The sequence below is a fragment of the Microcoleus sp. genome, from assembly GCF_041354475.1.
In the GTDB taxonomy this organism is placed as follows: domain Bacteria; phylum Cyanobacteriota; class Cyanobacteriia; order Cyanobacteriales; family Microcoleaceae; genus Microcoleus.
In genome coordinates, this window is sequence record NZ_JBGJZU010000027.1 from 1 (window position 1) to 26,917 (window position 26,917).

Below are 26,917 nucleotides of genomic sequence, written 5' to 3' on the forward strand. Positions count from 1 at the left end.
TTCTTGTCCCCCCCTTTTTGGTGGGTGCCCATTGGTGTCAACAACTAGGGCAAAAACCTTTATATCTCTCGTTTGTCGCGGAGCCTAGATCCCCCTAAATCCCCCTTCTTAAGGGGGACGCAAGAGCAACTTCTTGTCCCCCCCTTTTTAAGGGGGGCTAGGGGGGATCGGAGGCTAGACACAGCTCGATCGCCTAAGTGCCAAATATCAGTAAAAAAACAGCAAAAATTTCCAATTCTGTGAGATAATTTACCAAAGGCAAACACAATGCTAAATGTCCAAATCGCACCCCACCGCGAATTCTTACCAGCCGATTCCTCAGAACAAAAACTATTTGTAATGTTGAAGCTGCGGCCGAAAAAAGAAGTAGCAAATACGCGCCCGCCCACAACCTTTGTTTTTCTAATTGACACCAGCGGTTCCATGCGTGAAGTTGTCGTCGGTGATGTCGTACCCACTGGCAATACCTTTATGGTGGATGGTCAAGAGTATATGGGAGTCACCGGAGGGGAAACCAAGATAGATATTGTCATTGAGTCCCTCAACAGACTGATTCATTCTGGCAAACTAAGCGCGATCGATCGCATAGCCATTGTCAAGTTTGATGACTCGGCGGCTACTTTGATTCAACTCACTCCAGCTACTCAAACCAGTCAGTTAGAAAGTGCGATCGAACAACTCCGGGATTTTTCCGGCGGTACGCGCATGGGATTGGGTTTGCGCGGCGCATTAAGCTTGCTCTCCGGGCAAAGCATGACCATCCGGCGCACCTTGCTATTCACCGACGGTCAAACCTTTGATGAAGATGTATGCAGGGCGATCGCCAGCGAATTCGCTTCCAATAATACCCCCATTACCGCATTAGGAGTTGGAGAATTTAACGAAAACTTACTCACCTATCTCAGCGACACCACTGGCGGAATTCCGCTTCACATTGTTGCGGAAGAAAACCCAGGCGGTGCAGCAGTTTCCATTAGCAAACTGCCAGATACAATCATTCAAGAATTCACCCAAGCGCAACAAGAAGTCATCACCAATTTAGCCTTAACTGTGAAAACAGTAAAAGGAGTAAAACTAACTCGCATTGTCCGCGCCTATCCCTCTCAAGCCGAATTTTCCCTCACTCAAGACCCCTATCCCATTGGCAATGCTGTAGGAAACGATGAAACCGTTTTCATCTTAGAATTCAGCATGGAAAGTCGCGCCGCCTCCCGCGTCAGAATTGCCCAACTTGGCCTAACCTATGATGTCCCAGGACAAAACCGACGCGGTGAATTGCCCCCTGCAAATCTACTCGTACAATTTGTCGCCGGACAAGTAGCAGCCCAAGTTGATCAAGAGGTAATGGGTTATGTACAACAGTGCAGTATTACCACATTCGTTAATGAGGCTACTCGCATTGCTGAAAGCAATCCTCAAAAAGCGGAAGAATTGCTAGAAACTGCCCGTCGGATGACTGTAAGAATTGGCAATGATGCTATGACTCAATCTCTCAATCAAGCTCAAGACGAGTTGCGAAAAACCCGCAGAATTTCCGATGGAACTCGCAAAACCGTCAAAATGGGTTCCAAAGGTAAAACCGTCAAAATGGGCGGAGATATCAATGATGAGCTTTCGGAAGAACAAATTCGGAATCTATCAGGAACCTAGACAAAAATTACCCAGTTGGTTGAGCAAAGCGGCGCACTGAGCGTAGTCGAAGTGTCGAAACCCTATCCTTCGACTACGCTCAGGAACCGGCTAGTCGAATTAACACTTACAAATTCCCACATCACGCTTACAAACAAAGGAACTAAAACTATGACAGTTACTTGCCCCGCCTGTAGTTATGACAACGCCACTGATGCAGAATTTTGCGATGCTTGCGGCTATGAACTAGGATCGCCCAGCGCACCGCCTGTAAGTGCCCCTGTTAACGCCCCTTTTACTCCACCTGTATCGTCATCTTCAGCCCCTACTGTGGTTCTGCCAGACCCAATTTCTCCTCCGCCACCAATTCCCCCTACTTTCACACCTTCCACTGGAACTGCGAGGCTGATTTCCAAACAATCTAATGTGCCTACAAGCGAATTTTTGCTAGATGGAAGCAATGCAGTTATCGGCAAATTTGATTCAGATACCGGGCCTGTAGATGTTGACTTAGAAGGGTTTCCGGGAGACGAAACTATTTCTCGCCAGCACGGAGAAATTTATCAGGAAGGAGGAATGTGGAAAATCAAGGATCTTGGATCGACTAATCATATCTTTATTAAACGGGCTGGTCAGTCAAAATTCGGGGCCATGATTACCATGCCTGAAATTTTGAATAGTGGAGATGAAATTGCGATCGCCAAAATTCGCTTCCTCTTCCAAAGTCCTTAATTAGGATTGGCCGACTTCGCCAAAGAAACCGGGTTTTTATCGCATCTGCCGGCTGTAACGAATTTTTTTCGTGAAAACCCGGTTTCTGAACTCTCAATCTGCTGCCAAAATCTACAACTAAATCACTGCCTACTCCTATGACAAATACTTTGGTAATTCAAGAAAAAACTCAGTTTTCCATCGATAACTTCAAATTAGAGGTTTTATCCTATTTGGGGCAACTGAGAGCAGGAATTCACTACTTTAAAGTGAAGATTCAAGCCGATGATGATACTGCTAAAACAAACAATTTTGGATTGTTGCGTGTCGGTGCTTGCGAAGGTGCATTAAAGCAAGAAGTTGAACTAAGGGAGGTTTTGAGTGGCTATAAAATGATTGGAGAACTACTGGCGAAAACTACGAAAGATTCTGTGAAGGTAGATTGGCGATCCGTTGAACATCCTCATAATTTACAACCAGAAAAGCTGGAAAAAAAGAATGATTTAGACCAGGTAGAATCCTTGGCTAATTCAGCAGAGCCAATCTCCAATGCAGCGGAGGAAAATGACGAAAAACCTGCGAGTGCAGCCGAGAATGCTACTGATGAAACCAATCCGCAATCAGAAAGATTAGGGGAGACAGAACTTACGCCTGGGGGCACAGAAACCGGGTTTTTTGATGATACTTCGTTGCAACTCGCAGATTCCGTAAAAAACCCGGTTTCTTTGGTTGGAGTGCCTAAGTCCTGGGAGAATACTACTGATGCAACTAATGCAGCATCCGAGTATTTAGAGGAGGAATGCTACCCAGAAGAGGAAATGTGTGCAGATGAGGGCGATCGCAAACTACTACTACTAACCTATCTCCCTGAAGACAACACAACTTTAGAATCTTGGCTAGGAGAAGATAACTCCTTGGAATCCTGCTTATCCATAACCAGTCAAGTTTGTCAATTCTTTCGCTATATTCACAAGCACGGGTGGTGCTTCGTCCAAATCCTGCCCCAATTTATTGAACTAGGAACTCCCATCAAGTTTTTTGATTTAACAGGAGCTTATCCATTGAATGAAAAATTGCGATCGGGCTTATCAGAAAATTACGCCGCTCCTGAACTCGCCTATGGCAGCCATCCCATCCAAGAGACAATGAGCAGCTATACAGTAGGAGCCTTATTGTATCATGCCATTCACAAACAACCCCTTTCCTCCACCAACCAAATCGACCTGAAAATTAATCCCATTCCCCGAATTTACCAACTCCTAAAAATTGCTCTTTCTCCCTTACCGGAAGAACGTTTTCCCTTGTCTCAACTCTTAAGTCTCTTGGTAGAAACCAGGCAATCTTTACAAGGTACTAAAATTGACTGGAATGTCGCCAGCCGATCGACTACTGGTTTGTCAACCAGTCGCTTGCAAAATGAAGATAGTTATGGCATTCGTCAAATGCAGTTAAGCAATTCCGAAACCTTCATATTAGGAGTAGTTGCTGATGGCATGGGTGGAATGTCTCAGGGCGAAGTTGCTAGTAAATTGGCAGTTCAAACAGTCCTAGAAGAACCCATTCCTGCTGAATTCAACACTATAGAACAAAAAGCTGCATGGCTGGTTTCATTAGTGCAGAAAGCCAATGAATCTGTAGCTACTCAGGTGCGCGACGGTGGAACCACATTAAGTATCACTTTAGCAGTGGGACGAGATTTGGCGATCGCCCATGTTGGAGATAGCCGCATATATCTTCTCAGACAAGGAGAAATGCGCCAATTAAGCGAAGACCATTCGCTGGTAGCCATGCTGGTAGCCAGCGGTCAAATCACCCAGGAAGAAAGCTTAGATCACCCAGATCGCAATGTGCTCACAAAGTCGATCGGCTCAAAACGCAGATTAAGCGATGGCTACGTCCAACAATTAAGCCGTTCAGATCAAAACCTATCCTTAGCCTTAGAAAACGGTGACATCTTGCTACTATGTTCCGACGGCGTATGGGATTTAGTATCAAATGCAGAAATAGCTCAATTTTTTACCCATAACAAAACTTTGCAAACAGCAGTTGATGAAGTCATTAATTGCGTCCTTCAGCGAGGAGCATCAGACAACGCCACACTTCTAGCCTTAGAACTTAGCAGCCATCCAGACAACCGTTACTAAATCAATCGGAGTAGATATTAGTCATGTCAATCATCTGTCCTTATTGTGCTACAGAAAATCATGAAAATGCCCTAGCTTGTATGAGTTGCGGTGCTCCTTTTTCCGTGCAAACATCTGGCTATTACTTATCTGCTGGCAGTTCCCTCCAGCAAGGAAAGTATAAAATTGAAACCTTAATTGGCGAAGGTGGATTTGGCATTACCTACAGAGGTATTGACCTAGTAAATTCTCGGACTGTCGCCATCAAAGAAAACTGGCCAGAAAAAGCTAGCCGACAGGGAACCACAGTAGTTTGGCCCCACACAGTCACTCCAAAAGATAAAGACTGGCAACTCAAAAAAGTAGCAACAGAAGCTCAATATTTATCTCAGTGTCAGCATCCAAACATTGTCAGAGTCTATGATTATTTTCAAGAAAACAGTACCGCCTATGTGGTGATGGATTTCATTACAGGTAAACCCCTTTCTAAAATCCTGGAAGAAGAGGGGCCGCTACCTATGCAACGAGTGAAACGTTACTTACTGCAACTATCAGCAGCACTCACAATCGTTCACGGGGCAAAATTGCTACATCGAGATATAAAACCAGAGAATATTCTGATAGATGGCCAAGACAGAGCAATTCTGATTGATTTTGGTGCAACAAAAGAATTCATTGCCGGACAAACTAGACAAATGAGCGTCACCCTAACGCGGGGATACGCACCCCTAGAACAATATAGCTACAAAGCCAAGCGATGGCCTGCTACAGATATTTATGCGTTGTGCGCTTCCATGTATGAATTGCTAACAGGTCAACTTCCCCCAGAAGCAACAGAAAGAATTCAATCAGACAGCCTCACTCCACCGGGACAATTAATCCCCGGCATCGATCCTGTATTAGAGCGAGTGATTGTTACTGGCATGAAAATGCGAGTAGAAGAAAGGTGGCAAACAGCAGTGGAAATCATTGAACTTTTGACAAAAAATTCCACAGTTAAGCTAACTAACAACTCTATTACTTGTCCTGCTTGCATGACAGAAAACTCCGAAAGTGCATTGTCTTGTATTACCTGTGGCTCTTCTCTCACTTCTGCTGGCAGCAGCCGTTCATCTTCCTATCATTTGCCTGCTGGCACATTACTCAAACAGGGGCGATACCAGATTGAAAAAACTTTGGGAGAAGGCGGATTTGGCATTACTTATAAAGCTACTGATTTGACAAGTTCAGTTAAGGTAGCCATCAAAGAACTTCGGCCTGAAAAAGCAATAAGACAGGGAACTAGCATTAGTTGGCCAGATTCTATCACTTTGCAATTCAAACAGCAAGAACTATCTAAATGGCAGCGAGAAGCTCATTATTTATCAAGATGCGTTCACCCTAATATTGCTAAAGTCTACGACTGGTTTGAAGACAATAATACTGCTTATATCGTGATGGAATTCATTTCGGGTAAGTCACTGTACCAAATATTACAAGACGAACAACCTTTATTAGAAGAAAGAGTCAAACGCTATACGATCAAAATCGCAGAAGGCTTGAAAGTTGTTCACTTCCATAATCTTTTACACAGAGGTATTAACCCCGACAATATTCTCATTGACGATCGCGATCGGGCAGTTTTAATTGATTTTGGTGCAGCCAGAGAGTTTATACCAGGTATAACCTCCAAAATGGATATAACTTTAACCCCCGGATATGCTCCCCTAGAACAATACAGCTACAATGCCAAACGCTATCCCGCTACAGATATCTATGCTCTCTGTGCCTCAATGTATGAATTGCTAACAGGTGAAACTCCCCCACCAGCCACAGATAGAATACTCTCAGAAACCCTAATTCCCCCTCGTCAATTACGCCCAGAACTCAGCCCTTTAATTGAACAAATCATTTTAACAGGAATGAAAATCAAGGTAGAGGAGAGATTTCAAACAGCCGATGAACTCATTAAAGTTTTGAGAGGAAGCAGTGTCACACCCAAACTAATTCCTCTCAAATCGGTTAGTTCCATCACAGAATTTTTATTAGATAAAAGCCGATTAGTTGTAGGCAGAAGTGAGCCTGGAGGTGAATTACCAGATATCGATTTAGATAGTTTTCCAGATGCCAACACAGTATCGCGCCCCCACGCTGGAATTTATCAAGAAGCCAGAGGGTGGAAAGTCACAGATTTAGGTTCAATTAATGGAACTTTCATCAAACGCGCCGGACAATCTAGGTTTGGCAACAGAATTACTGCCCCTGAGATTTTAAATTCAGGGGATGAGATTGCCTTTGGCAAAGTTCGCTTTCGATTTGAGAACATTTAAAAAACCAACTCTCAGCCCCTGAGCGAAGTCGAAGCCGCAACCAACTCAAATTGAGAAAATTTTAACTGAGGTAACTAAAATGTATATTACTTGTCCCACTTGCATAACAGAAAACTCCGAAAGTGCATCGTCTTGTATTTCCTGTGGATCTCCTCTCACTTCTGATGGCAGCACCACCGGTTCATCTTCCTATCATTTGCCTGCTGGTGCATTACTCAAACAACGCCGCTACAAGATAGAAAAAACCTTGGGAGTAGGCGGATTTGGGATTACTTATAAAGGTACTGATTCAACAAACTCAATGGGTGTTGCTATCAAAGAACTGTGGCCAGAAAAAGCATTCAGACAGGGGAAAACTATTACTTGGCCGAATTCTATTTCTCCGCAAATCAAACAGCAACAACTGTCTAAATTTCAGCTTGAAGCGAATTATTTATCGAGATGCGTGCACCCTAATATTGCGAAGGTTTATGACTGGTTTGAAGAGAACGACAGTGCTTATATAGTTATGGAGTTTATTTCGGGTAAGTCATTATACCAGGTGGGAAATGAGGAAAAACCTTTATCAGAAGAGCGGGTGAAATGCTATATAATTGAAATTGCATCAGCTTTAAAAGTTGTTCACACTAATAATCTACTTCATAGGGACATTAAACCAGATAATATTATTATTGATAATCAAAATAGAGCTGTTTTGATTGATTTCGGTGCAACTAAAGAATTTATAGCTGGTCAAACCCGTGAAATGAGCCAAGTTTTAACGCCGGGTTATGCTCCTCTTGAACAATATAGCTTAAAATCTAAACGCTATCCCGCTACAGATTTTTATGCCTTGTGTGCTTCAATGTATGAATTATTAACAGGAGAACAACCAGCCGCCGCTACTGAGAGAGTACCATCAGAAACTCTGACTCCACCTAGACAATTACGCCCCGATATCAGCCCTTTAACTGAACAGGTTATTTTAACCGGTATGAGAATGAAGGTAGAGGACAGATTTCAAACGGCTGATGAACTCATTGATGCGCTCAAAGGTAACTTTATCACGCCTCTGCACAGGAAATCCCTGGATTTTGTCAAGCAAGGAAACTTAGCAGAAGCTGTTGAAGCTTACGAAAGATGTTTAACTACTGAGCCTAATAATGGTGAAGCAGCGGTAGAATTATCCCTGGTTTTGATTCACCTCAATCACTCTCAAACAGAAGTTGCTGCACAGAGAGCGATTCAATTGAAACCGAATGATGGCAGGGGCTATGGAGTGCTGGGTTTGATTAATTGCCGCAAATCAAATTGGCAAGAAGCGGTTAGACAATTGCAGCAAGCGGCAAATCTTTTATCTCATGAGAGTTGGGTACAAGCTAACCTAGCTTGGGCTTTGGGCAAAACTGGAAATTGGCAACAGGCAGAAAGTGCGATCGATCGCGCCATTCAAATCGATCAGGAAGGTGCTGTCGATCCCAAAATTAAAATCCAGCGTACATCACCTTTTGTACTAGGATTAAAAGGGTGGATTGCGGTGAATCACAAAGACTGGAAATTAACTATTAGTCATGCTACACCAGCTATTACTAAGTCGAAGCAGTCTAATTCTCAGGGCGATCGCGAATTGCTACGCTGGGCATATCCTTGTCTAATTATCGCCTTAGATAGAGCAGTAATTACTCAACAAGCGCGAGATATAGAGCGACGCACCCAAGAGTTTATTACTCAGGTTCCTGACAGCAGTTTTGCCTGGGGTTTTATAGGCTGGAAACAAGCTTTGCAGGGGCTATGGACTGATGCTATTCCTAATTTTGAAAAAGCGGCGCGCTATCCACAAGCCGCTGCTTGGGTATTGAAAAATTTAGGCATTGCTCGCGAACAAGTCCAAAATATTCCTGGTGCTATCCAAGCTTATGAAGCTTACAATCAGAAATTTCCACCCCATGCTTTTATCCAATTTCGTTTAGGTACATTGTTGGGGCGGCAGGGACAGTGGCGGCCAGCGCAGTCCTATTTGGAAAAAGCCGTTCAGCTACAACCGGATTATGCTGAGGCTCATCATAATTTAGCTTGGGTTTTGTTCAATCTTAAAGATAGAAAAGGTCAAATTGAGAATTTGCGGGAGATGCGATCGGCTTATCGGACAAGTTTTGAACTCTACAGCCAACAACAAAAATTTGCTTTAGCTCAGGGCATTAAACAAGCTTTTCAAGTAATCGACGTTGAGATGTAGTGCTATTAAGGGCTATATCGCAATCCTTCTAGACACCAAAAAAGAATTTTCCTCTAAACACTTGACAAAGTGACGCATATACCATACATTAGTAAATCGTGGTTGATGCGGAACTGGCGGAATTGGTAGACGCGCATGATTCAGGTTCATGTGGTGCAAGCCTTCCGGGTTCAAGTCCCGGGTTCCGCATTCTCAAGGCAGGCAGTAGTTTGGGGTGATGCCGAGGCAGGCAATAACCCCATCCACTCTGCTAAATTAAACAATGCTGACAAGTATTCAAAATCCCCTAGTCAAGGAAATCCGCAAGCTCCATAGCTCGAAGGGACGCAGGGAACAACAATTATTTTTACTGGAAGGGACTCATCTGCTGGAGGAAGCTTGTGGGGTGAATTACCCCCTGGCTACGGTTTGCAGCACTCCTGAGTGGGTTGAGCAACATGGGAAATTGTGGGAGCTGGCTTGTAGTTTGGCCGATCGCACAGAATTAGTCAATAGGAAGGTGTTGGAGTCGATCGCCACTACAGTCCAACCCGATGGTATAGTCGCCACCGCACGTCGCACCGCTACTCCACCAGCAGAATTCTCCACTTTGGGGATAGCTTTAGAAACCATTCAAGATCCTGGTAACTTGGGGGCGATCGTCCGCACGGCTGCGGCTGCTAATGCTGACGGTTTGTTACTGAGTGCAGATAGTGCGGATCTGGATCATCCCAAGGTGCTGCGAGCTTCCGCAGGAGCCTGGTTTAAACTACCCATGACAGTTACTCCCGATTTAATGGCGGAAGTTTCTCGATCGAAAAATCGAGGGATGCAAATTTTAGCCACAGTCCCTGATGCGACTTTAACTTATTGGGAAGTAGATTTGCGATTGCCGACTCTGATCGTTTTGGGGAATGAAGGCTCTGGTTTGTCAGGCCAATTGAGGAATTTGGCCGATCGACAAATCCAAATTCCTTTGAGTCGGGGCGTAGAATCCTTGAATGTGTCGATCGCTAGTGCCCTGATTTTGTACGAAGCCCAAAGACAAAGAAGTTATTATTGACAGTCCACTCTCAACCGTCAACTCTCCTCAGTCCAAAAATTCTGCCATTTTGTACACTTTGATGCAATTTTTCCGCTAGGAAAGCGGATACTCTCCTAGCATTGCAACTCATGCTCAGAGAAAATAAATGTAAAGAAATATAGCCAACCACTCTCAGAAATGTTAAGATTCTTAACATAAGTAGCATTGTTAACCCCCCAAGCAAAACCCAACCTGAGACGGGGGCGGCAGGGAGTAGCAGCTAGCTACCATAAAACGAAGCCTCTTTAAATCCAAGGAAAGCGCAAGTCCCCGCCCGCTTTCCTTCCCAGAAAAAACTAGGGGTTTGCTTTCATCAGCAAACCCTTAGAGGCACTGATCCTCAGCGGGAAAAGCTCATGAAAACTCTTAAGTCCTCAGATACAGATTCTGTTCGCGCTTACTTGCGGGAAATTGGCCGCGTTCCGCTGTTGACCCATGACCAAGAAATACTCTACGGGAGACAGGTACAGGACTCAACCGCACTGAATCAGAAAAAAAATATTTTAGCCGAAGAGTTAGGCCACGACCCAACGACGGCCGAATGGGCACAGGCAGTTGGGCTGTCTGAGGCACAGTTGCAGCGGACGATCGAACACGGGGAAAGAGCCAAGCGGCAAATGGTGGAAGCCAATCTGCGGCTGGTGGTGTCGGTTGCTAAAAAATATATCAAGCGCAACGTAGACTTACTGGATCTAATTCAGGAAGGCACTATTGGAATGCAGCGAGGAGTCGAAAAATTTGACCCCACTAAGGGTTATAGATTTTCTACTTATGCCTATTGGTGGATTCGTCAGGCGATTACGCGGGCGATCGCCGAAAAAGGCCGCACCATCCGCTTACCAATTCACATCACCGAAAAGCTCAACAAAATTAAAAAAGCCCAACGCCAACTTGCTCAACAGCTAGGCCGGGCTGCCACTGCTGCGGAGTTGTCCCAGGAGTTAGATTTAACTCCCAAACAAATTCGCGAATATCTCGATCGCGCCCGTTTACCACTTTCCCTTGACTTGCGCGTGGGAGACAATCAAGATACTGAGTTGGGCGATTTGTTGGAAGATACCGGTACTTCCCCGGAAGATTTTGCTCTGCAATCTTCCCTGCGGACGGATTTGGATCATCTGATGGCAGAATTGACTCCCCAACAGCGGCAAGTGCTGGCCTTGCGGTTTGGTTTGGAAGATGGGCAAACTCTCACCTTGGCAAAAATAGGCGATCGGCTTAACATCAGCCGGGAACGAGTGCGGCAAATAGAACGAGAAGCTTTGACTAAACTCCGCAAACGAAAGCAAGATATCAACGATTATCTAGCCAGCTAGGTAGATTGGGGACTGGCGATCGGCTTAGACTTTCGCCATCCCCAATCTAACATCGTAAAAACCGTCTCCTTGAATTCGGTTGTACCCACTTCGTTATGATCACCGTCCTGCTACATTAGTAATTACTTGGTAAGAAAGATAAGCAGCCAGTAAATAAGGTTATTGAAATTAACCGGGCTGTCTGTAAAATCAACAACTGTCTCTGAAACGGAGGTTCTCGTGAGTAATTCATCTAACAAATCCCCAGAATTTTTTGAAGAAGACGGAGAAAATTCTAATTTACTTTGGCAATACGTGCAGTCCATGGCTCCAGACACCGTTTCTCAGTTGTCTAAGCCAAATTCTCACGAAGTTTTTCAAGTAATGGAGCGAAATATTGTCGGACTATTGGGCAATTTACCTTCGGAACACTTCGGGGTTACAGTCACTACCAGTCGCGAGCATTTGGGTAGATTGTTGGCTTCGGCGATGATTAGCGGTTATTTTCTCAAGAATGCCGAACAACGAATGACTTTTGAAAAGTCTATGCAAGCTAGTGAAATACACGGTTCTGATGATTAACATTTAAAGGGCATCGCGCATCGGGCATCGAGCATTGGAAATAGTTTGAACACCAGTATTAAGATATAGAGGAGACGGCAGTGCCCATTGGTGTCAACTTAAGCTGTCAGCCCGCCAAGTCCGCCTGTCAGCCCACCAGTCCGCCAGGGGTTGAAACCCCTGTCTAATAGCGAAAGTCCTCTGAAGAGGACTAATGAGTTAAAAATTCTTCTCTTCATATCGTTTCCGGCTGCATCGGAATGATTTAACCGCAGAGAACACAGAGGACACAGAGGGAGAGAATAGAGATCTGAATCATTCAGATGCTACCGGATTTGATATCAGTCCTCATAGCGAGGACTTTCGCTTTGAGGCAGGGGTTTTAACCCTTGCCGGACTATTGGTTGTACCTTAAGTTGACACCGATCGCTATTAGATCCCCGACTTCTTAAAGAAGTCGGGGATTTGCCTGTTATTTTTTAGATTCGTCGCCCAATTCCCAATGCCCCATGCCCCATGCCCAATTCCCTGTTTGGCCAATTCCCATGCCCTATGCCCAATTCCCAATGCCCCATGCCCCATGCCCCATTCCCAATTCCCTGTTTGGCCAATTCCTATTAAATTAATATGTCTCTTTCTTCTTTACCTCACAAAGTCATCGGCGTTGCTGTCATCTGGAACGAACAAGGAAAAATTTTGATTGACAAAAGACGCGCACAAGGACTACACGGCGGTTTTTGGGAGTTTCCCGGCGGTAAAATAGAGCCTGGGGAAACCATGGAAGCTTGTATTGAACGGGAAATTATGGAGGAGTTGGGGATCGTCATCGCAGTTGGTGCGAGCTTGATGACGATCGAACACGACTACACTAATTTTACAGTGACGCTTTGCGTACACAACTGCCGCTACCTCAGCGGTGAACTGCAAACCCTCGAATGTGATGAAATTCGCTGGGTGACACTAGAGGAGATTGACCAATTTACTTTCCCCAAAGCCAACGAACAAATTATTGCTGTTCTCCGTAAAAATTATGGTGTTAACTGAAAACTAATAACTGATAACTGTTAACTAACTTTTATTTTTGAACGGGCAAAGTAAAGTGAAAACAACTGCCTTTGTCGGGGACTGAATCTACCCAAATTTGACCGTAGTGGGCGCGGATGATGCCCTGACAAAGAGACAGTCCAATGCCGTAACCGTCTTGTGATTTGTCTCGCTGCAAGCGGAAGCTGTCTTCAAAAATGCTTTCGCAATTTTCTTCAGGAATTCCCGGCCCGCTATTACCAATGCTGACTTGGACTTTGTAAGCAGTGCGGTGGAGCATGGAAATTGTCACAGTTCCTTGCTCTGGGGTATACTTGCTGGCGTTGTCGAGCAGGTTGGCAATCACTTGTTTGATGCGATCGGGATCGGCATAAACCAAGGGCAAATCTGGAGGAATGTCTGTCTCCAAGTTGAGATTTTTAGCTTGAAATTTGTCTTGAAACTGAAGCAGTACATCTTGACAAATTTTCCCCAGTTCGATTTTTTTGGGTGCCATGTGCAGTTGGGCGTTTGTACCCCTAGCTGCTTGCAGGATATCTGTAATCATGCGATCGACAATCCGAATTTGCCGCCTAGCTTGTTTCATCAAATGAGTCGCCAGAGTGGGTGTCAAACGTGATATTTCCCCCTTTTTCACCTTCTGATGCGACTCCAAAGTTTCCAAAGCCAAAGAAGCAGCCGTCAAAGGATTGCGGAGATCGTGAGCGAGCATGGCAATAATGCGGTCTTTCAACTGCAACTGTTCTTGCAGGTGTTCTGTTTCCTGTTTGAGGCGAAAAACTTCATCCGAAAGTTGCACCAGTTCCACGGCGCAAGCAACCGAATAAATCGGTTTTGGCTCTGCCCCAGTGTCAGGCGGAGATGTTGGAGACTGTTGCTGAGCGGTGTATTCTTCTACAGACAACAACCAACGGGGCCACCAGTGCTCCAATTGGGCGCTCAAATTACTGCCGGTGAGGGTTTGTCGCGGAGTGGGATGGATTTTGAGCAGGGAAGGAGTGGCTAGGACTTTAAAGTGTTCCGCCAAATCAGGCTGTTCCCCGACGTCGATGATTTGAAGTTCAAAGTCCCACTCTGCCTTCAAATCTGTTAGGGATTTGCGGATGTGTCTGGTTTGTTCCTTGGAAGAGGGACGCTTGTCTACAAACAGCAGAAGCTGTAGCACCGATTCGGAAGTGGCAGACTGTTCACGAGAAGAGTCGGTGTCACTTGTGCCGATGGTCGGAGGAACGCTATGGATCTTTTTAATCGGGTGAAAATAATTGACCATTGCCGAGCCGAGTTATTTCACTTCTACTTTAATTTAATACCTCCTTTAGATTTATGCTAATCTCCGATAATTTGATGAGGGCGGATGGATGATATTTTTGAGTGGCAAGCAAAATTCGTCGCTGCATCAGGTGATGAAGGTGGCGGCGGGGTTTTTTGTGCTGTGCTTATTACTGACGCTGCACCGCTACTACAGCTTTTATGCCACTTACGACCAAGGCATTTTTAATCAACTGTTTTGGAATGGTAGTCACGGTCGCTTGTTCGAGAGTTCTCTCTCTTCGGCTTTGTCTACTAACGTGGTTCACCAAAATCAGGTCCCAGAAGTATTTTACTATCGGTTAGGGCAGCACTTCACTCCGGCGCTGATGCTGTGGCTGCCAATTTACTCCCTGTTTCCCTCTCCTGTGACTTTGACGGTGTTGCAGGTGACTTTGATTACGGCGGCTGGTTTAGTGCTCTACGCTCTTGCCAGACACTATTTAGAGCGCCGGCTATCGGCGGCCATTGTGGTCAGCTATTACTGTGCTAATGCGGTAATTGGCCCGACTTTGGGCAATTTTCACGATGTTTGCCAAATTCCGCTTTATGTTTTTAGCTTGCTACTGGCGATGGAAAAGCGCTGGTGGCCGCTGTTTGGGATTTTGGCAACTTTAATTTTGGCCGTGCGGGAAGATGGGGGTGTGGTGTTATTTGGGGTGGGAGTTTACCTGATTTTGAGTCGGCGCTACCCTCGGACTGGCTTGGCTGTCTGCGTTCTGAGTTTTGGTTACATGATTGTGTTGACTAATGCGATTATGCCCTTATTTTCTGCTGATATCTCCCAGCGGTTTATGATAGAACGCTTCGGTCAATATGCCGATGGAGAAGAAGCTTCGACTCTCGACATTATTTGGGGAATGGTGAGCAATCCTTGGCGGTTGATTGAACAATTATTTACGCCGTTTTTTGGTAAAATCAAATACCTGCTTGGTCAGTGGTTGCCCTTAGCTTTGGTTCCTGCTTTCGCACCCGCTTCTTGGACGATCGCTGGATTCCCCCTGCTGAAGCTATTTTTAGCTAAAGGAGAGTCGGTATTGGCGATCAATATTCGCTATGCGATGACGGTGGTGCCTGGGCTGTTTTATGGGACGATCCTCTGGTGGGCTAGTCGCCAACAGGAAGAAGATAAAATTAGAAGGGGAGAACAAACCATCTTGCGTTTTCCTTCTGCGGTGTTGCCTTTCCCTTCCTCTGCAAAATTTCGCCGATTTTGGGCGTTTTGTATCTCTTTGTCACTATTTTTCACCTTCACCTCTAACCCAAATCGGACTTTTTCGTTTATTTTGCCCGATGCGATCGCTCCTTGGGTGCAGGTTCCTTTGTTCAGACAGTGGCAACACGTTTTTCAGGTGCGCCCTCTGTTGGCTCAAATTCCTGCGGATGCTAGTGTGTCAGCCACTAACACGATTGTGCCGATTTTGTCAAGCCGTCGGGAAATTCTCAGGTTTCCGATGTTGGAATTGCGGAATGATGCCAGGGAGATAGTGAAGATGGAATATGCGATCGCGGATATGTGGCAGTTACAACAGTATCAGGCGGCATTTCGCGCGGAACGGGGACAGTTGCAGGCGATCGTCCCTCAAATCGATCGAATGTCCAACTCTGGAGAGTACGGCATTATTGGCTTTGAAGACGGCACGATTTTGATGCAAAAGGGTGCTGCTTCTAACTCTGCATCGGTGACGGCTTGGGCTAGTTTTCGTCGCCAATTGGAGCCGATTTTGAACAAAAAGTAGGCACGGACTGGTGCTCGCCATGGCTGTGTCTGTGGCAAAAATCTGGCATCAACCTGTTTTTTAGTCCTGGACCCATAAATGCCAAATCAACCTGGTTTTTGACGAGCATTAAAAGCTCAAAAGCAGTATTTCCGTAAAAAACCAGGTTTTTGAGTCCAGGATGATTGTTCCGGTCATGGAGGTGGCGATCGACCAACCAATCAAAGCTTAAAATTATACAATAAAGTTGTCAACAATAAACATTAAGATCTATAAAGTATGCGGAGGGAAGAGAGATGAAAATTTTGGTATTGGCGTGGGAGTTTCCTCCCAGAATCGTAGGTGGGATAGCCCGCCACGTATCCGAATTGTATCCAGAATTGGTGAAGCTGGGCCACTCCATTCACTTAATTACTGTAGAGTTCGGCAACGCGCCGATGTATGAAGTTGTCGAAGGAATACAGGTACATCGGGTGGTGGTGGGACACGCCCGCGACTTTTTCCACTGGGTAGCCAACCTCAACCAAAGCATGGGCCATCAAGGTGGCAAACTGATGCTAGAAGAAGGGCGTTTCGATCTGATTCACGCTCACGATTGGCTAGTGGGAGATGCCGCGATCGCCCTCAAGCATAGTTTTAAAGTACCCCTAATTGCCACCATCCACGCCACCGAATACGGACGCTTCAACGGTCTCCACAATGACGGACAGCGCTACATCAACGCCAAAGAAAATAGCCTCGCTTACAATGCTTGGCGGGTAATTGTGTGCAGCGATTATATGCGGCGAGAAGCCGAACGGGTACTATCTACCCCTTGGAACAAAATAGAAGTAATTTATAACGGAATTAGAGCAGAAAAAAAACCACGCTTGCACGAATTCGATGCCAGAGATTTTCGGCGAAAATTTGCAGCAGATGATGAAAAAATTGTCTATTATGTGGGCAGAATTAGCTACGAGAAGGGCATAGCTGTATTTTTGAATGCTGCACCGAAAGTAATTTGGGAAATGGGGGGAAAGACCAAGATTATAATTGTGGGTGGTGGCAATACTGACCATCTGAAACATCAGGCTTGGAACTTAGGAATTTGGAATAAATGCTATTTTACTGGCTTCATGTTTGAAGACGACCTCGATAAATTTCAAACCGTGGCTGACTGTGCTGTTTTTCCTAGTCTTTACGAACCTTTTGGGATTGTAGCTTTAGAAAGTTTTGCAGCCAGAGTGCCTGTGGTAGTTTCTGATGCCGGTGGATTGCCCGAAGTAGTACAACACGCCAAAACCGGTGTTGTTACTCAGGCAAATAATTCTGATTCTTTAGCCTGGGGGATTTTGGAAGTATTGAAAAATCCGGGTTATGGACAGTGGTTAGTTGATAATGCTTACTCAGACTTGGAACGCCGATTTAGCTGGCCGAAGTTGGCGATGGAAACAGAGTGGGTTTATGAACGGGTGATGGCAGAAAGAGCCGAGGTTGATTGGTAAGAATGTTGACTGTTGAGTGTGAGTCAAATATTAACTTTTTTAGTTGCAGATGTTAAAAACTTGTAACACAATGTATTGTAAAACTTCATTGAGTTTATAAGCAATTATAAACAATAATGGTATTATATTGTTGTGAGTGTTGAATCAGGAATACGCATAACCCAAAAAACGCAAGTCTCAAATGCAACTAACAGAGAGGCACATCATTAAATCAACGTCACACCGTTTCGCCCAAATTAGCGATTAACTCGTTGTCGCCATCAAAAAGTTGATAATTACTTGCATCATGCTAGTCGTGTGATTGTTGCGATTTTAAATACCAAACAAATTGGGACGCTAGTAATTGGTAAGAATGCACAGTGGAAAACTGAAATTGCTCTCGGTTCGCAAACCAACCAAAACTTTGTTAGTATTCCTCACTCTCGATTAATTGAAATGTTGGAGTACAAAGCTCGGTTGGTGGGAATCACAGTAATTGTGCAGGAAGAATCATTTACATCGCGGGCAAGTTTTTTGGGTTTAGACTCAATCCCTGTCTACGGGAAAACAGAAAAAGAGCCAATGTTTACAGGGAAGCGTATTCAGCGAGGTTTGTACAAAACATCGACTGGTCAGTTAATCAATTCTGATATCAACGCTTCGTACAACATCCTCAGAAAAGCAATCCCAAATGCCTTGTGCGATGGGATAGGTCGTGGGCGTAGTTCAGCCGAGGCGGGTTAATCCGCTCAAAGTAAAAGTGAAGAGGGAGGGACTTGAAGCCTCCCATGCCTATAAATGACTATACTTTTACCAGCTATAGATACACTCGACCTTAGCTTGAGTGGACTTGGAATATTGATTTCACGGAATTAGCATCTTGAATATTTTTAGGGATATCGAACCTCAGCCCAGACGCAATTTGCTGACTTTATTCACCACAGGCTTGCTCTTCTGGTCGAGTTTAGCCTCACTTTTGCCAACTTTGCCCCTGTACGTCCAATCTGTAGGCGGTACAAAACAGCAAATTGGGTTTGTCATGGGTGCATTTGCGATCGGGCTTTTGTTTTCCAGACCGCAATTAGGTAAAATGGCTGATAGCAGAGGCAGAAAACAAGTTTTACTCTTAGGTACTTTGGTAGCTGCGACAGCCCCTCTGTGCTACCTCTTGGCTAAATCTATTCCTTTACTGTTATGTATCCGCGCTTTTCATGGGATTAGTATCGCAGCTTTTACCACAGCTTACAGTGCTTTGGTAACAGATTTGTCGCCACCAGGAAAGCGGGGTGAATTAATTGGTTACATGAGTTTAGTCAGTCCGATTGGGATGGCAGTTGGCCCGGCGATGGGCGGATTTTTGCAAGCATGGGTGGGGTATACTCCTTTGTTTTTAATGTCTGCATCTTTCGCTACAATGGCTCTATTTTGTACCAGACAAATTGTGGAACCTAGTTGGGGAGATTTAGCAAAGCAAAAGTTATTATCTGAGGATAAAGACCAAAAAAAATATTGGCAAATGCTGTGGAATCCCCGCGTTCGGATTCCCGCTTTAGTCTTATTTTTGGTAGGTTTAGTTTTCGGAACTTTAAGCACTTTTATGCCTTTGTTTGTGCAAGAAACTGAGGCTAGTTTTAATCCGGGATTATTTTACTCTACGGCAGCCATTGCTAGTTTTAGTATGCGATTAGTCACGGGAAGGGCTTCCGATAAATACGGACGAGGCTTGTTTATTTCTGGTGGCTTAATCTGTTACTTCTTTTCTATGTTTTTGTTGTATTCTGCTAACAATAGCAGTGCTTTTTTAATTGCAGCCTTGGTTGAAGGTTGTGCTGGTGGTACGGTTTTGCCGATGATGGTAACGCTGATGTCGGACAGATGCCAACCTCAAGAAAGGGGCCGATTGTTTTCGCTTTGTATTGGCGGGTTTGATTTGGGAATTGCGATCGCAGGGCCGAGTTTAGGTTTTGTGGCGGAACAAGTTGGCTATAGAAATATGTTTGGTTTTGCGGCTGGACTTGCTTGTTTGGCTTTGGTGATTTTTGTTACTCAGTGTAGCAAGAATTTGTCTCATTCGGTCAGGTTTGCGATCGGTCGAGGCAAAGATGTTTATGCTTTGAATGGTTGAATGAAGAAATTAAAAAAGTTATGAGTTTTGAATCCTGATTTGGAATCCAAAACTCATAACTTTTGATGATGGGCTTGGAGGGATTCGAACCCCCGACCTCATGGTTCGTAGGCTCTTACTAGGTAATTTACCATTTCCTCTGTCACTAAAAAAATTTACAGTTGGTCTAGTGGCGGAGGGAGAAATGGTAATGGCAAAGTTAAAAAATGGGCTAATTGATAAATATGGAAAAATTGCGATCGAACAGCATGGCAGCTCATACCGCATCCGCTGGAGCGAAGGAGGAAATCAGTATTCTCAGACGATCGGGAAAGTCTGCCCAGAAGCCCTAAAGGTTGCCAAAGCAAAAGCTCAGGAAATAAACTCCGATATTTTGCTTGAGCGGTTCGATCCCTCTTTGGCTAAATATTTCTCCAAGACGATCACAGAAAAACCGACTGAGCAATTAAATTTACTTATGTTGTGGTGCCGATACAAATTTGCCAAGAAAAAGCTGGTTGCAGCTACCACTCAAAAAGGAATCTGGCCCGAAGTTGATCGCGCCCTAAATGCTGTCAGCCCAAGATGCCTAGAGTTCACCGCTAGCTCTGCAAGTTTGCTTTTGGCAGAACTGCTAGAGCGGTACGCCGCCACGACAACTAGAAAAGTTTTGGAAAATATTCGTGCTGCTAATCTCTGGGGAATTGAGGAAGAGTTAATTTCGAAAAACTTTTACAGTCGCTTGTTTAAAAGTATCCCTAAATCCCAGAAAAGTAGTCGAAGCCGAAAATGTTTTGAGAAATACGAGATTGAACAAATTTTGGCGGCTTTCGCTAGCAATGAGTTTTGCTCTAAGTTTTCTGTGCGATCGCATTCGCATTACTACGGGTATGTGAATTTTTTGGTGCTAACTGGATTTAGACCTGAAGAAGCTATCGCGCTAAATTGGAGCGACATCAACAGTAAAAATGAAATTGTGGTGTCAAAGGCTTACAGTCAGGGAATTTTGAAATCTACCAAAACCTACGAAACTAGAAGGTTTCCAGTAAACCCTCAACTGAGTAAATTACTGGAAACCTTGCCCAGGACGCAAAGCTTAATCTTTCCCTCTGCTGAAGGCGGGTATATCAATCAGCACAATTTTGGTGAACGCTACTGGAAGCCGATCGTCAAAGGGTTAGTGGCGATCGGCAAAGTTGAGGAATATCTGCCGACTAATAATTTACGGCATAGCTGGATTACTCGGATGCTGCGATCGGGGTTGGACATCGCAACTGTGGCTGAACTTGCTGGTAACAATTCAGAAACCATTATGAGACACTACTTTGCAGCTAAAACTCAAGATTTAGTATTGCCTGATTTTTAGCTTGTATGTCACTTTTCTTGGCGACATCTTAATCTTACTACTACTTACTTGATTAGACTTACTTGATTAGGTTGTTTTTCCTAGCTTTTTTAAGTTTGAGTTTGACCGCTTTTACGAAAGGTTTCATGTCGCCTTTCTTGAAATCGTCTAACCCTTGGTGGCGTTTTTCAAGCGCAATATCCAACTCCTTCTCCCTAATTAACTGTTCTCTCTTTCGTAGAAATTCTTTACGAATTATTCCTTTACTCGTTGTTGGCTTAGTCATTTTATTCGTCCCTTAATAAGCGAACTATCGATTTAGATTCAGGTTTAAAAACCCATTTTGTGATTGGAATCTTTGACGGGCGAAGCATCTTGCCTAGTATCGCTTCCACTTCGTCATCAGTTTTCGCCTTAGCCGTATCAATTCTCTTTGGCTGTGTTTTGTCGAAACCTTTATGCCCTTCGTAAATTGTAAAGCAAGCTGGTATTTCCTCAGTGTCCAACCCAGGCTCTACGCCCAGAACTTCGGAAAGAAATTCAATTTTCCTAGTCTGTTCCGCAATTATGCTTAACAGTTGAGTGATTTGCATCATCATAGAAATTTCGTATTTCTGAGATGAGTCGCCGTTCGACATTGCTTCGGCGGCCATTTCGTAAACCTGTCCAGCCCACGCCGTCGCATTAACCGACTTCCACTCGCTACCTAGTGGTTTCGATACCGGATTAATTATTAACCCGTTAGCCAGCATCCGAAACAAAGCTTGATTTAGCTGATAATAATCTTCACAGTCCTCGGTTCCAGTCCCACCGGGAACTAGGAAAGCCTTGGCTACTTTAAACTTTTCTTTTTTCAGTTTTGCGATTCCAAGATATTTGTAAATCTCATCTACTTTTTTGCAGCAGTCCATAGGTTTTACTTTAGTTGGTTGATTGGGTAATCGGGGGGGTTGAAAAGGTTGGGTAGGAAAAACAAAACTACCAACAATATACTGAAAATAATATTGTGTCTTTCCAATACTATTACAGTCTCCACTCCCTGTACTACTCCCTACTTCTTCCCTATTTTTTGGTAAATTATTTAATCTGTTAAAATAAGCATTTATAGCACTTGCCTTGCCTACCGCTAAAATTAATGGACTCTCATTACCTATGGGTGCATAAACATTTCGAATAGCGCCGGGAGTTTTTTTAGAGGTGTCGCTATCACTAATTCTATTTGAAGCTACGATACAGAATTGAACTCCTTCAATATTCTCTATACTCCCCCTGTATAGATTTCCATAATACTCTGTAGTTTTAACTCTACTGCTACTGACGCACTCACCAGCTTTTAGTTGCCAGTAACCGTAATCAAAGTCAAGTCGGGAGCATTCTGTTGCTTCTCCTTCCCCTCTATATTTCGCCTTAAGTCGCCAACCGATATATAGAGAAATGTGTTCTGGGAGAATGATAGCAGGTAAATCTAAAGGGTCAAAAGAACCTTGACAGGAACTATTAATACCACTTGCCTTCCCCAAATGAGCGTCCATAAATGCCCCACCACATTTCCAAGGTACACCGTTGTAGTAATAGGAAGAAAAAGATATATTGTTAACGATTGTCATACAAATTGGGTCTCCGGGAACAATTTGCTTATTAACAATTGGTGGTGGTAACGGGTCTCCGGGAACAATTGGCGCAGGAGTTGGTGGTTCCGGTGCGGGAGGTGGCTCTCGTGACCACGGATTTGGTCTTGGTACTGGTACGGGTTTGGGCGGTGGCGTAGGAGTAGGACGTGGTATTTTAGGTGGTTTCGGTGTTGCTTTAGGTCTCGGTATGGGAGTTGGCTTAGGTACGGGTGTTGGTACGGGCTTTTTTAAATTAATCGGACGTGGACTGGGCGGTTTTGGCTTAGGTGGTCTTGGTGGTTTAACAGGTTTCTTCCTAATATCTGCCTTGGGTTTAGTTAAATCAATTGATGGTTTTTTCTTTAAATCAATTGATGGTTTTTTTCTAATATCAACTTGTGGTTTTTTCTTACCGTCCCTCACTAAATTAGGCTGTTTATTTTCGGTAGGCTTTGGCTGTCGTTCTGGTTTAGGACGCTCTGGCTTAGGACGCTCCCTCCGTACTTTTGACTCAGGACGTTTAGGTGAATCTGTAGGTGCACTGGGTCTCCGGGGACGAGTTGAACCTGCGTTCGGCTTAACACCTACTCCTAACCTTAAACTACCGTTGTTTTGAGGGTCTCCGTTATCACGAGAGAAAGTAGTACAGAATTCGGCGATACCGACTCCGTAACATACTTGCACCGTGACAGCACCGCTGGAGTCTCTAGCGACTTCCACCTTACCTCCGAAAGCCTCTGCGCTAATCGCTGCATTACCACCGCTATCGGCACTAATGCCACCACCAAAACCAAAAACGTTGCCACTAATACCGCCACCTATCGACTCGATTGAGCCATTTTCTCGTAGCTTAACTGAACCTTCTAGGGAACCACTTAATTTTTTTCCGACTCCGATTCCGGTATTTAGATTTGCAGTTCTTTCAGCAAAATCAACTCCACCCGACAAGCGATTACCTTTTAGGTTCAAAACACCTTCTAAGCCAACTTCTGCACTACCTTCTGCACGAATTCCCCCTAGGCTTCCTAAAGTTCTTTCGTAAGTTAAATTAAGATTTGCGTTACCAGTGTTTCTGGGCTGTCTCGATAGTGGCGGCATTTGTATTTTATGGGGGTATTTATGGGGGTAAAATAGTTATTGTCTAAATCTTTAAAAACGATTGACATAAGTTGACCTTAATTTGTGTAAGTTACAATCAGCTTACCCGGTCTATTTCCCATGCTAACAACAGCGTCGGGATGCAAACTGATGTAAGCATTATTAGACCATTGATACAAACTCCACAGTTTAGTATTAGCGTAAGTAGTCCCACCATAATGATTAGGTTGAAACCAGTCTGTAGAGCTAGCTTGTATCATCCCTGTTATTGCTACTATTTTATCCATTGCAGGAAGAAGCCCATTAGCTACAAGAGTATTAGCTGTGGTTGTGGGACTGGTAAAATTAATTACCTTACATTTGATCCCAGTATTGCTGTCACCTAAAGAAGTGAATCCGCCTGTATTTAGATTTCCGCCAACACCTAAACCGCCTGTAATTACCAAAGCCCCTGTAGTAGGAGAGGTAGAAGGAACTGAGATAGGTATTTGGACGTTGGAACTACCAACTAAAAGCTTTGTTGCAATCGCGATGCCATTAGTGCCAGTAGCTAATCCAGAATCGTAACAAAAAGCGATTCCCGGCTGGTAAAAATTAATTCCAACAAAACCTGATGATGGGTTATTTGACAAAAGTGCGTTGCCATTCCAACTATATCCAGAATAAAAACCTATCTGAGAACTGGCTGTAGATAACACTTCACCTCCTGCGCCAAATTTAGTGCTACCATTGCTAAAAGTTTTAGCACCACCGATTGTTTGGGTTCCAGTCAGCGCAACATAACGAACGTCGGCGCGGGCATTAGTTAGGTAATTGCCATGCTCATCACCATTTGTGTGTTGTGCAAAAACAGTCGCTAAGTCTACTTGCTCGACAAACTGAGTCTGTGAAATTACTTCTACAGTGCCGTTGTTTGCTGAATTACGCCCTAGTAAAGTGTTAGAAGGTAAATTTATTAGTTTACCTTCTAAAGCTAACTCTAGCGACGCAATTCGTGCTGACAATTCCGTTAAATCATTTTTTTTTGACACGTCAATTGTGCAACCAAACGAAAGGCCAATTAAATCTTTATCCCACAACAAACCATCGCCGTAATCCACCAACTGTACGCCAATCGCGTCATTAAGTTCTAACAATCGAGAGGGGTAGCCGAGACGACCACGAAAGTCTGGATAATCCTTTCTCCCGTAGTTAAGTAAGATAAATTCGGCTATTTCAGTCCAATTTCCGGTGTTGTTCTTACGGGTTAAAAACTTTAGTCCTAATTTGTTAGAGTTAGATTCTGCTTTTGTTAGGGCTAGGGATTTCTCGATATCAGTTTCATCCCCAGTTAAGTCAGGAACTTTCCCAATGTTCATGCTATTTAAATCTACACAGCCAGTTGCTTGATCTAAGTAAATAGCTACAAGTTCGTCACTTTGAACCGTTAGACCCCTAAAGTGAATAACTTCGACAACGCTATCGACTACATAGGCTGGAAGTAATTGTACTGAAAAAGTTTTTGACTGTAGTACCATTTTAGGTTCTGTTTGTAATTTCCTTCATCTTATCTTAAATCATCGTTATACAATCGTTAAAGGCATCGGAAGCACCTTCTTTTAAACCTTCCAATAAGTTCCCTAGAGGTGGATTTTCCTCCGTAATCTTTTCTATTTTGTCATCAATCTTTTGTGAAATTACAAAGCTCTCTCCTTCTTGTAGTCCCCAATTTTTAATTTTATTGTCAATTGCAGGGATACCAGTTCTCACGTTGTTTCTAGCAAATTTACGCAATTCTAGGTATCCCAACTTTGCAGCTAAGTTGCGCGCGTAGCGAATAAATATGTTAGCCATTTCTGACATCGCCTCAATCAATTCGTCAGAAATATCGTCATCGTCCTGAATCTCTTTTGTAATCGATAGCGCAGCAGCAGCCGTGATGTTTAAAGTTAACCTAGGATTAGTTTTCCCGCCCCCGAAAGCCATTACGACCAAAGTTCTACCTAGTGATTCCCCAACCTGATTTAGAAAAGCTAAATAAGAACTGTTTAATTCTGCCAAAATCGCTTTATCCGACTGCGCCCAATCTAAATTCATTACAGTGTTCGTAGTTCCTAAAATTGCTTGTTGTAGCGTGGGCAACATTGCCCCAACCGCGAAACCGCCTAACTTTATTGAACCTAACGAAGTCCACATTGATGCAATTCCGCCACTAATCACACCAGTTAGTCCTGTTGCGCCAGCAACGAAAAATCCCGCAACCGCAACCGCTCCAGCACCCGCAATTGCACCACCGGGGTCATCTTTAAACCAGTCACCAAAGATTTTCCAATCACCACGAGCGATCGCCTTTACCAATTCTTTGCCTCCCTCAAACATTCTTTTGCCGAGGTCTAAAGCACTTTGTAGTCCAGATTTTATGGCCGTCCAAACCGCGCTGGCTGCTTCTTGTACCCACTTGTCAGGTACAATCCCTTCGGTAGAGAATGCTAGCGCGGAAGATTCTAGGGTAACTCCAAAACTTGTAGCGCTCATAAGTTTCCTTAAGTAAATAATGTATAATTTACCCCATAAATAAGGGGGTAAATAGTGATTAATTAAGTCAACAGCCACTCTGTAGCCGATTCGGAAATTGCGCCGTTAGAGCCTAATACAGTAGCATAAGGCAAAGACAGGCTACCGGAGTAAGTCGCCTCAGCCCAATCAAAATCTAAGGCAATTCCTGTCACTTTTTGCACGTTCTTGGCACCATTGCGTTGCCAAGTTAAAAGGTAGAGACAGCACTCAATAAAATACGCAGAAAGTGTTGTAGATTTAATCGTACCGACTGGACTACCAGCACTAAAAGTGACACTTGCCAAATACGGTAGTGGGGATTCTACAAAAATTCCCGTAGCGGGTGTATAGACTATTTGACCTGGCAATTTAAATGTTGACGTTAAGATTCCTTCTTCGGATTTGTCAAGTGAAAACTTATTGTCACTAGCACCAACCGCTGCTTCGGATGCGTTAATCAGGTGAAGTAATTGAAATAGCTGTCCCTCTATTGTTCCAGCGTTAATTGTGGCACTTGTGCCTGGTGTAATAGTTGCCATAATTATCTCCCTATTGCCCCTAAACTTAAAGTTTAAATCCAGAATTTCTTGCAATCATTTCTTCAATTTTCTCAAGTCGCTGTTCGTAGAATTCTAATCTGGCTACCAGCATAGCCCTATCAATTGCGTTTTGTTTGACTTGGGTTAGAATTTTGTCGAGATAACTCCAAATCGGAATTAAAGCAGCAATTACTCCAATTATCACAAAAATATCGACTTTTAAAGAAAGAGGGTTCATAGCATCACA

The 26,917-nt window shown here is 44.0% G+C and carries 20 protein-coding genes, 1 tRNA gene and 1 pseudogene; 15 read left to right on the forward strand and 7 right to left on the reverse strand.

What is annotated here, in order from left to right; translation table 11 throughout:
* Window positions 1–267: 267 nt before the first annotated feature.
* From ACBR23_RS12440 to mutT, 10 genes are all read left to right on the forward strand, one after another.
* Window positions 268–1,650, forward strand: a complete 1,383-nt coding sequence (locus tag ACBR23_RS12440; protein ID WP_371119379.1) for a VWA domain-containing protein — start codon at window positions 268–270, stop codon at window positions 1,648–1,650.
* A gap of 150 nt (window positions 1,651–1,800) precedes the next feature.
* Window positions 1,801–2,361, forward strand: a complete 561-nt coding sequence (locus ACBR23_RS12445) for an FHA domain-containing protein (protein ID WP_371116149.1) — start codon at window positions 1,801–1,803, stop codon at window positions 2,359–2,361.
* Between the two features lie 137 nt (window positions 2,362–2,498).
* Complete coding sequence (locus tag ACBR23_RS12450) at window positions 2,499–4,484, forward strand: protein phosphatase 2C domain-containing protein (RefSeq protein ID WP_371116148.1); 1,986 nt, start codon at window positions 2,499–2,501, stop codon at window positions 4,482–4,484.
* A 23-nt stretch (window positions 4,485–4,507) separates the two neighbouring features.
* Window positions 4,508–6,772 (forward strand): protein kinase, encoded by a 2,265-nt coding sequence (locus tag ACBR23_RS12455; protein ID WP_371116147.1) that lies wholly within the window; start codon window positions 4,508–4,510, stop codon window positions 6,770–6,772.
* A gap of 79 nt (window positions 6,773–6,851) precedes the next feature.
* The gene (locus ACBR23_RS12460) at window positions 6,852–8,987 is read left to right on the forward strand and encodes a protein kinase (protein WP_371119378.1); all 2,136 of its coding nucleotides are present in this window, start codon (window positions 6,852–6,854) and stop codon (window positions 8,985–8,987) included.
* Window positions 8,988–9,094: 107 nt separating this feature from the next.
* Window positions 9,095–9,176 (forward strand) — tRNA-Leu (locus tag ACBR23_RS12465).
* Window positions 9,177–9,249: 73 nt separating this feature from the next.
* Window positions 9,250–10,029, forward strand: coding sequence for a TrmH family RNA methyltransferase (locus ACBR23_RS12470; protein WP_371116145.1), 780 nt, complete (start codon window positions 9,250–9,252; stop codon window positions 10,027–10,029).
* Window positions 10,030–10,406: 377 nt separating this feature from the next.
* Window positions 10,407–11,366: an RNA polymerase sigma factor, RpoD/SigA family gene (locus tag ACBR23_RS12475; RefSeq protein ID WP_371116144.1), complete on the forward strand. Its 960-nt coding sequence runs from the start codon at window positions 10,407–10,409 to the stop codon at window positions 11,364–11,366.
* Between the two features lie 219 nt (window positions 11,367–11,585).
* Complete coding sequence (locus tag ACBR23_RS12480) at window positions 11,586–11,927, forward strand: DUF760 domain-containing protein (RefSeq protein WP_340518474.1); 342 nt, start codon at window positions 11,586–11,588, stop codon at window positions 11,925–11,927.
* A gap of 606 nt (window positions 11,928–12,533) precedes the next feature.
* On the forward strand, window positions 12,534–12,950 hold the full coding sequence (mutT, locus tag ACBR23_RS12485) for an 8-oxo-dGTP diphosphatase MutT (protein WP_371116143.1): 417 nt from the start codon (window positions 12,534–12,536) through the stop codon (window positions 12,948–12,950).
* A gap of 31 nt (window positions 12,951–12,981) precedes the next feature.
* Here mutT and ACBR23_RS12490 read toward each other — a convergent pair whose 3' ends face one another.
* Complete coding sequence (locus tag ACBR23_RS12490; RefSeq protein WP_371116142.1) at window positions 12,982–14,220, reverse strand: histidine kinase; 1,239 nt, start codon at window positions 14,218–14,220, stop codon at window positions 12,982–12,984.
* Window positions 14,221–14,308: 88 nt separating this feature from the next.
* Here ACBR23_RS12490 and ACBR23_RS12495 point away from each other — a divergent pair, with 88 nt between their 5' ends.
* The 5 genes and pseudogenes from ACBR23_RS12495 (at window position 14,309) to ACBR23_RS12515 (ending at window position 20,909) form a co-directional block, all read left to right on the forward strand.
* Window positions 14,309–15,997: a DUF2079 domain-containing protein gene (locus tag ACBR23_RS12495; protein WP_371119377.1), complete on the forward strand. Its 1,689-nt coding sequence runs from the start codon at window positions 14,309–14,311 to the stop codon at window positions 15,995–15,997.
* A gap of 275 nt (window positions 15,998–16,272) precedes the next feature.
* Window positions 16,273–17,460 (forward strand): glycosyltransferase family 4 protein, encoded by a 1,188-nt coding sequence (locus ACBR23_RS12500; RefSeq protein ID WP_371116140.1) that lies wholly within the window; start codon window positions 16,273–16,275, stop codon window positions 17,458–17,460.
* 240 nt (window positions 17,461–17,700) lie between these two features.
* Window positions 17,701–18,241, forward strand: a pseudogene (locus ACBR23_RS12505) (IS200/IS605 family accessory protein TnpB-related protein); the annotation flags it as partial.
* 78 nt (window positions 18,242–18,319) lie between these two features.
* The gene (locus tag ACBR23_RS12510) at window positions 18,320–19,564 is read left to right on the forward strand and encodes an MFS transporter (protein WP_371116139.1); all 1,245 of its coding nucleotides are present in this window, start codon (window positions 18,320–18,322) and stop codon (window positions 19,562–19,564) included.
* A gap of 190 nt (window positions 19,565–19,754) precedes the next feature.
* Window positions 19,755–20,909: a tyrosine-type recombinase/integrase gene (locus tag ACBR23_RS12515; protein WP_371120855.1), complete on the forward strand. Its 1,155-nt coding sequence runs from the start codon at window positions 19,755–19,757 to the stop codon at window positions 20,907–20,909.
* A gap of 58 nt (window positions 20,910–20,967) precedes the next feature.
* On the opposite strand, the gene ACBR23_RS12520 is transcribed toward ACBR23_RS12515, so the two are convergent.
* The 6 genes from ACBR23_RS12520 to ACBR23_RS12545 form a co-directional block, all read right to left on the reverse strand.
* Window positions 20,968–21,174 (reverse strand): hypothetical protein, encoded by a 207-nt coding sequence (locus ACBR23_RS12520; RefSeq protein WP_371120856.1) that lies wholly within the window; start codon window positions 21,172–21,174, stop codon window positions 20,968–20,970.
* 1 nt (window position 21,175) lies between these two features.
* A complete protein-coding gene (locus ACBR23_RS12525; protein ID WP_371120857.1) occupies window positions 21,176–23,596 on the reverse strand; it encodes a hypothetical protein in 2,421 nt (806 codons plus the stop codon).
* A gap of 77 nt (window positions 23,597–23,673) precedes the next feature.
* Window positions 23,674–25,113, reverse strand: coding sequence for a hypothetical protein (locus ACBR23_RS12530; protein WP_371120858.1), 1,440 nt, complete (start codon window positions 25,111–25,113; stop codon window positions 23,674–23,676).
* A gap of 34 nt (window positions 25,114–25,147) precedes the next feature.
* Window positions 25,148–26,110 (reverse strand): hypothetical protein, encoded by a 963-nt coding sequence (locus tag ACBR23_RS12535; protein ID WP_371120859.1) that lies wholly within the window; start codon window positions 26,108–26,110, stop codon window positions 25,148–25,150.
* 62 nt (window positions 26,111–26,172) lie between these two features.
* Window positions 26,173–26,670, reverse strand: coding sequence for a hypothetical protein (locus tag ACBR23_RS12540; RefSeq protein WP_371120860.1), 498 nt, complete (start codon window positions 26,668–26,670; stop codon window positions 26,173–26,175).
* Window positions 26,671–26,695: 25 nt separating this feature from the next.
* The gene (locus ACBR23_RS12545; RefSeq protein ID WP_371120861.1) at window positions 26,696–26,908 is read right to left on the reverse strand and encodes a hypothetical protein; all 213 of its coding nucleotides are present in this window, start codon (window positions 26,906–26,908) and stop codon (window positions 26,696–26,698) included.
* Window positions 26,909–26,917 lie beyond the last annotated feature (9 nt).

What these genes read in the sequence shown, in the direction of transcription:
- ACBR23_RS12440 (WP_371119379.1), top strand. Translation starts at nt 268, where the DNA reads ATGCTAAATGTCCAAATCGCACCCCACCGCGAATTCTTACCAGCCGAT.
- ACBR23_RS12445 (WP_371116149.1), top strand. Translation starts at nt 1,801, where the DNA reads ATGACAGTTACTTGCCCCGCCTGTAGTTATGACAACGCCACTGATGCA.
- ACBR23_RS12450 (WP_371116148.1), top strand. Translation starts at nt 2,499, where the DNA reads ATGACAAATACTTTGGTAATTCAAGAAAAAACTCAGTTTTCCATCGAT.
- ACBR23_RS12455 (WP_371116147.1), top strand. Translation starts at nt 4,508, where the DNA reads ATGTCAATCATCTGTCCTTATTGTGCTACAGAAAATCATGAAAATGCC.
- ACBR23_RS12460 (WP_371119378.1), top strand. Translation starts at nt 6,852, where the DNA reads ATGTATATTACTTGTCCCACTTGCATAACAGAAAACTCCGAAAGTGCA.
- ACBR23_RS12470 (WP_371116145.1), top strand. Translation starts at nt 9,250, where the DNA reads ATGCTGACAAGTATTCAAAATCCCCTAGTCAAGGAAATCCGCAAGCTC.
- ACBR23_RS12475 (WP_371116144.1), top strand. Translation starts at nt 10,407, where the DNA reads ATGAAAACTCTTAAGTCCTCAGATACAGATTCTGTTCGCGCTTACTTG.
- mutT (WP_371116143.1), top strand. Translation starts at nt 12,534, where the DNA reads ATGTCTCTTTCTTCTTTACCTCACAAAGTCATCGGCGTTGCTGTCATC.
- ACBR23_RS12490 (WP_371116142.1), bottom strand. Translation starts at nt 14,220, where the DNA reads ATGGTCAATTATTTTCACCCGATTAAAAAGATCCATAGCGTTCCTCCG.
- ACBR23_RS12495 (WP_371119377.1), top strand. Translation starts at nt 14,309, where the DNA reads ATGATATTTTTGAGTGGCAAGCAAAATTCGTCGCTGCATCAGGTGATG.
- ACBR23_RS12500 (WP_371116140.1), top strand. Translation starts at nt 16,273, where the DNA reads ATGAAAATTTTGGTATTGGCGTGGGAGTTTCCTCCCAGAATCGTAGGT.
- ACBR23_RS12515 (WP_371120855.1), top strand. Translation starts at nt 19,755, where the DNA reads ATGGCAAAGTTAAAAAATGGGCTAATTGATAAATATGGAAAAATTGCG.
- ACBR23_RS12520 (WP_371120856.1), bottom strand. Translation starts at nt 21,174, where the DNA reads ATGACTAAGCCAACAACGAGTAAAGGAATAATTCGTAAAGAATTTCTA.
- ACBR23_RS12525 (WP_371120857.1), bottom strand. Translation starts at nt 23,596, where the DNA reads ATGCCGCCACTATCGAGACAGCCCAGAAACACTGGTAACGCAAATCTT.
- ACBR23_RS12530 (WP_371120858.1), bottom strand. Translation starts at nt 25,113, where the DNA reads ATGGTACTACAGTCAAAAACTTTTTCAGTACAATTACTTCCAGCCTAT.
- ACBR23_RS12535 (WP_371120859.1), bottom strand. Translation starts at nt 26,110, where the DNA reads ATGAGCGCTACAAGTTTTGGAGTTACCCTAGAATCTTCCGCGCTAGCA.
- ACBR23_RS12540 (WP_371120860.1), bottom strand. Translation starts at nt 26,670, where the DNA reads ATGGCAACTATTACACCAGGCACAAGTGCCACAATTAACGCTGGAACA.
- ACBR23_RS12545 (WP_371120861.1), bottom strand. Translation starts at nt 26,908, where the DNA reads ATGAACCCTCTTTCTTTAAAAGTCGATATTTTTGTGATAATTGGAGTA.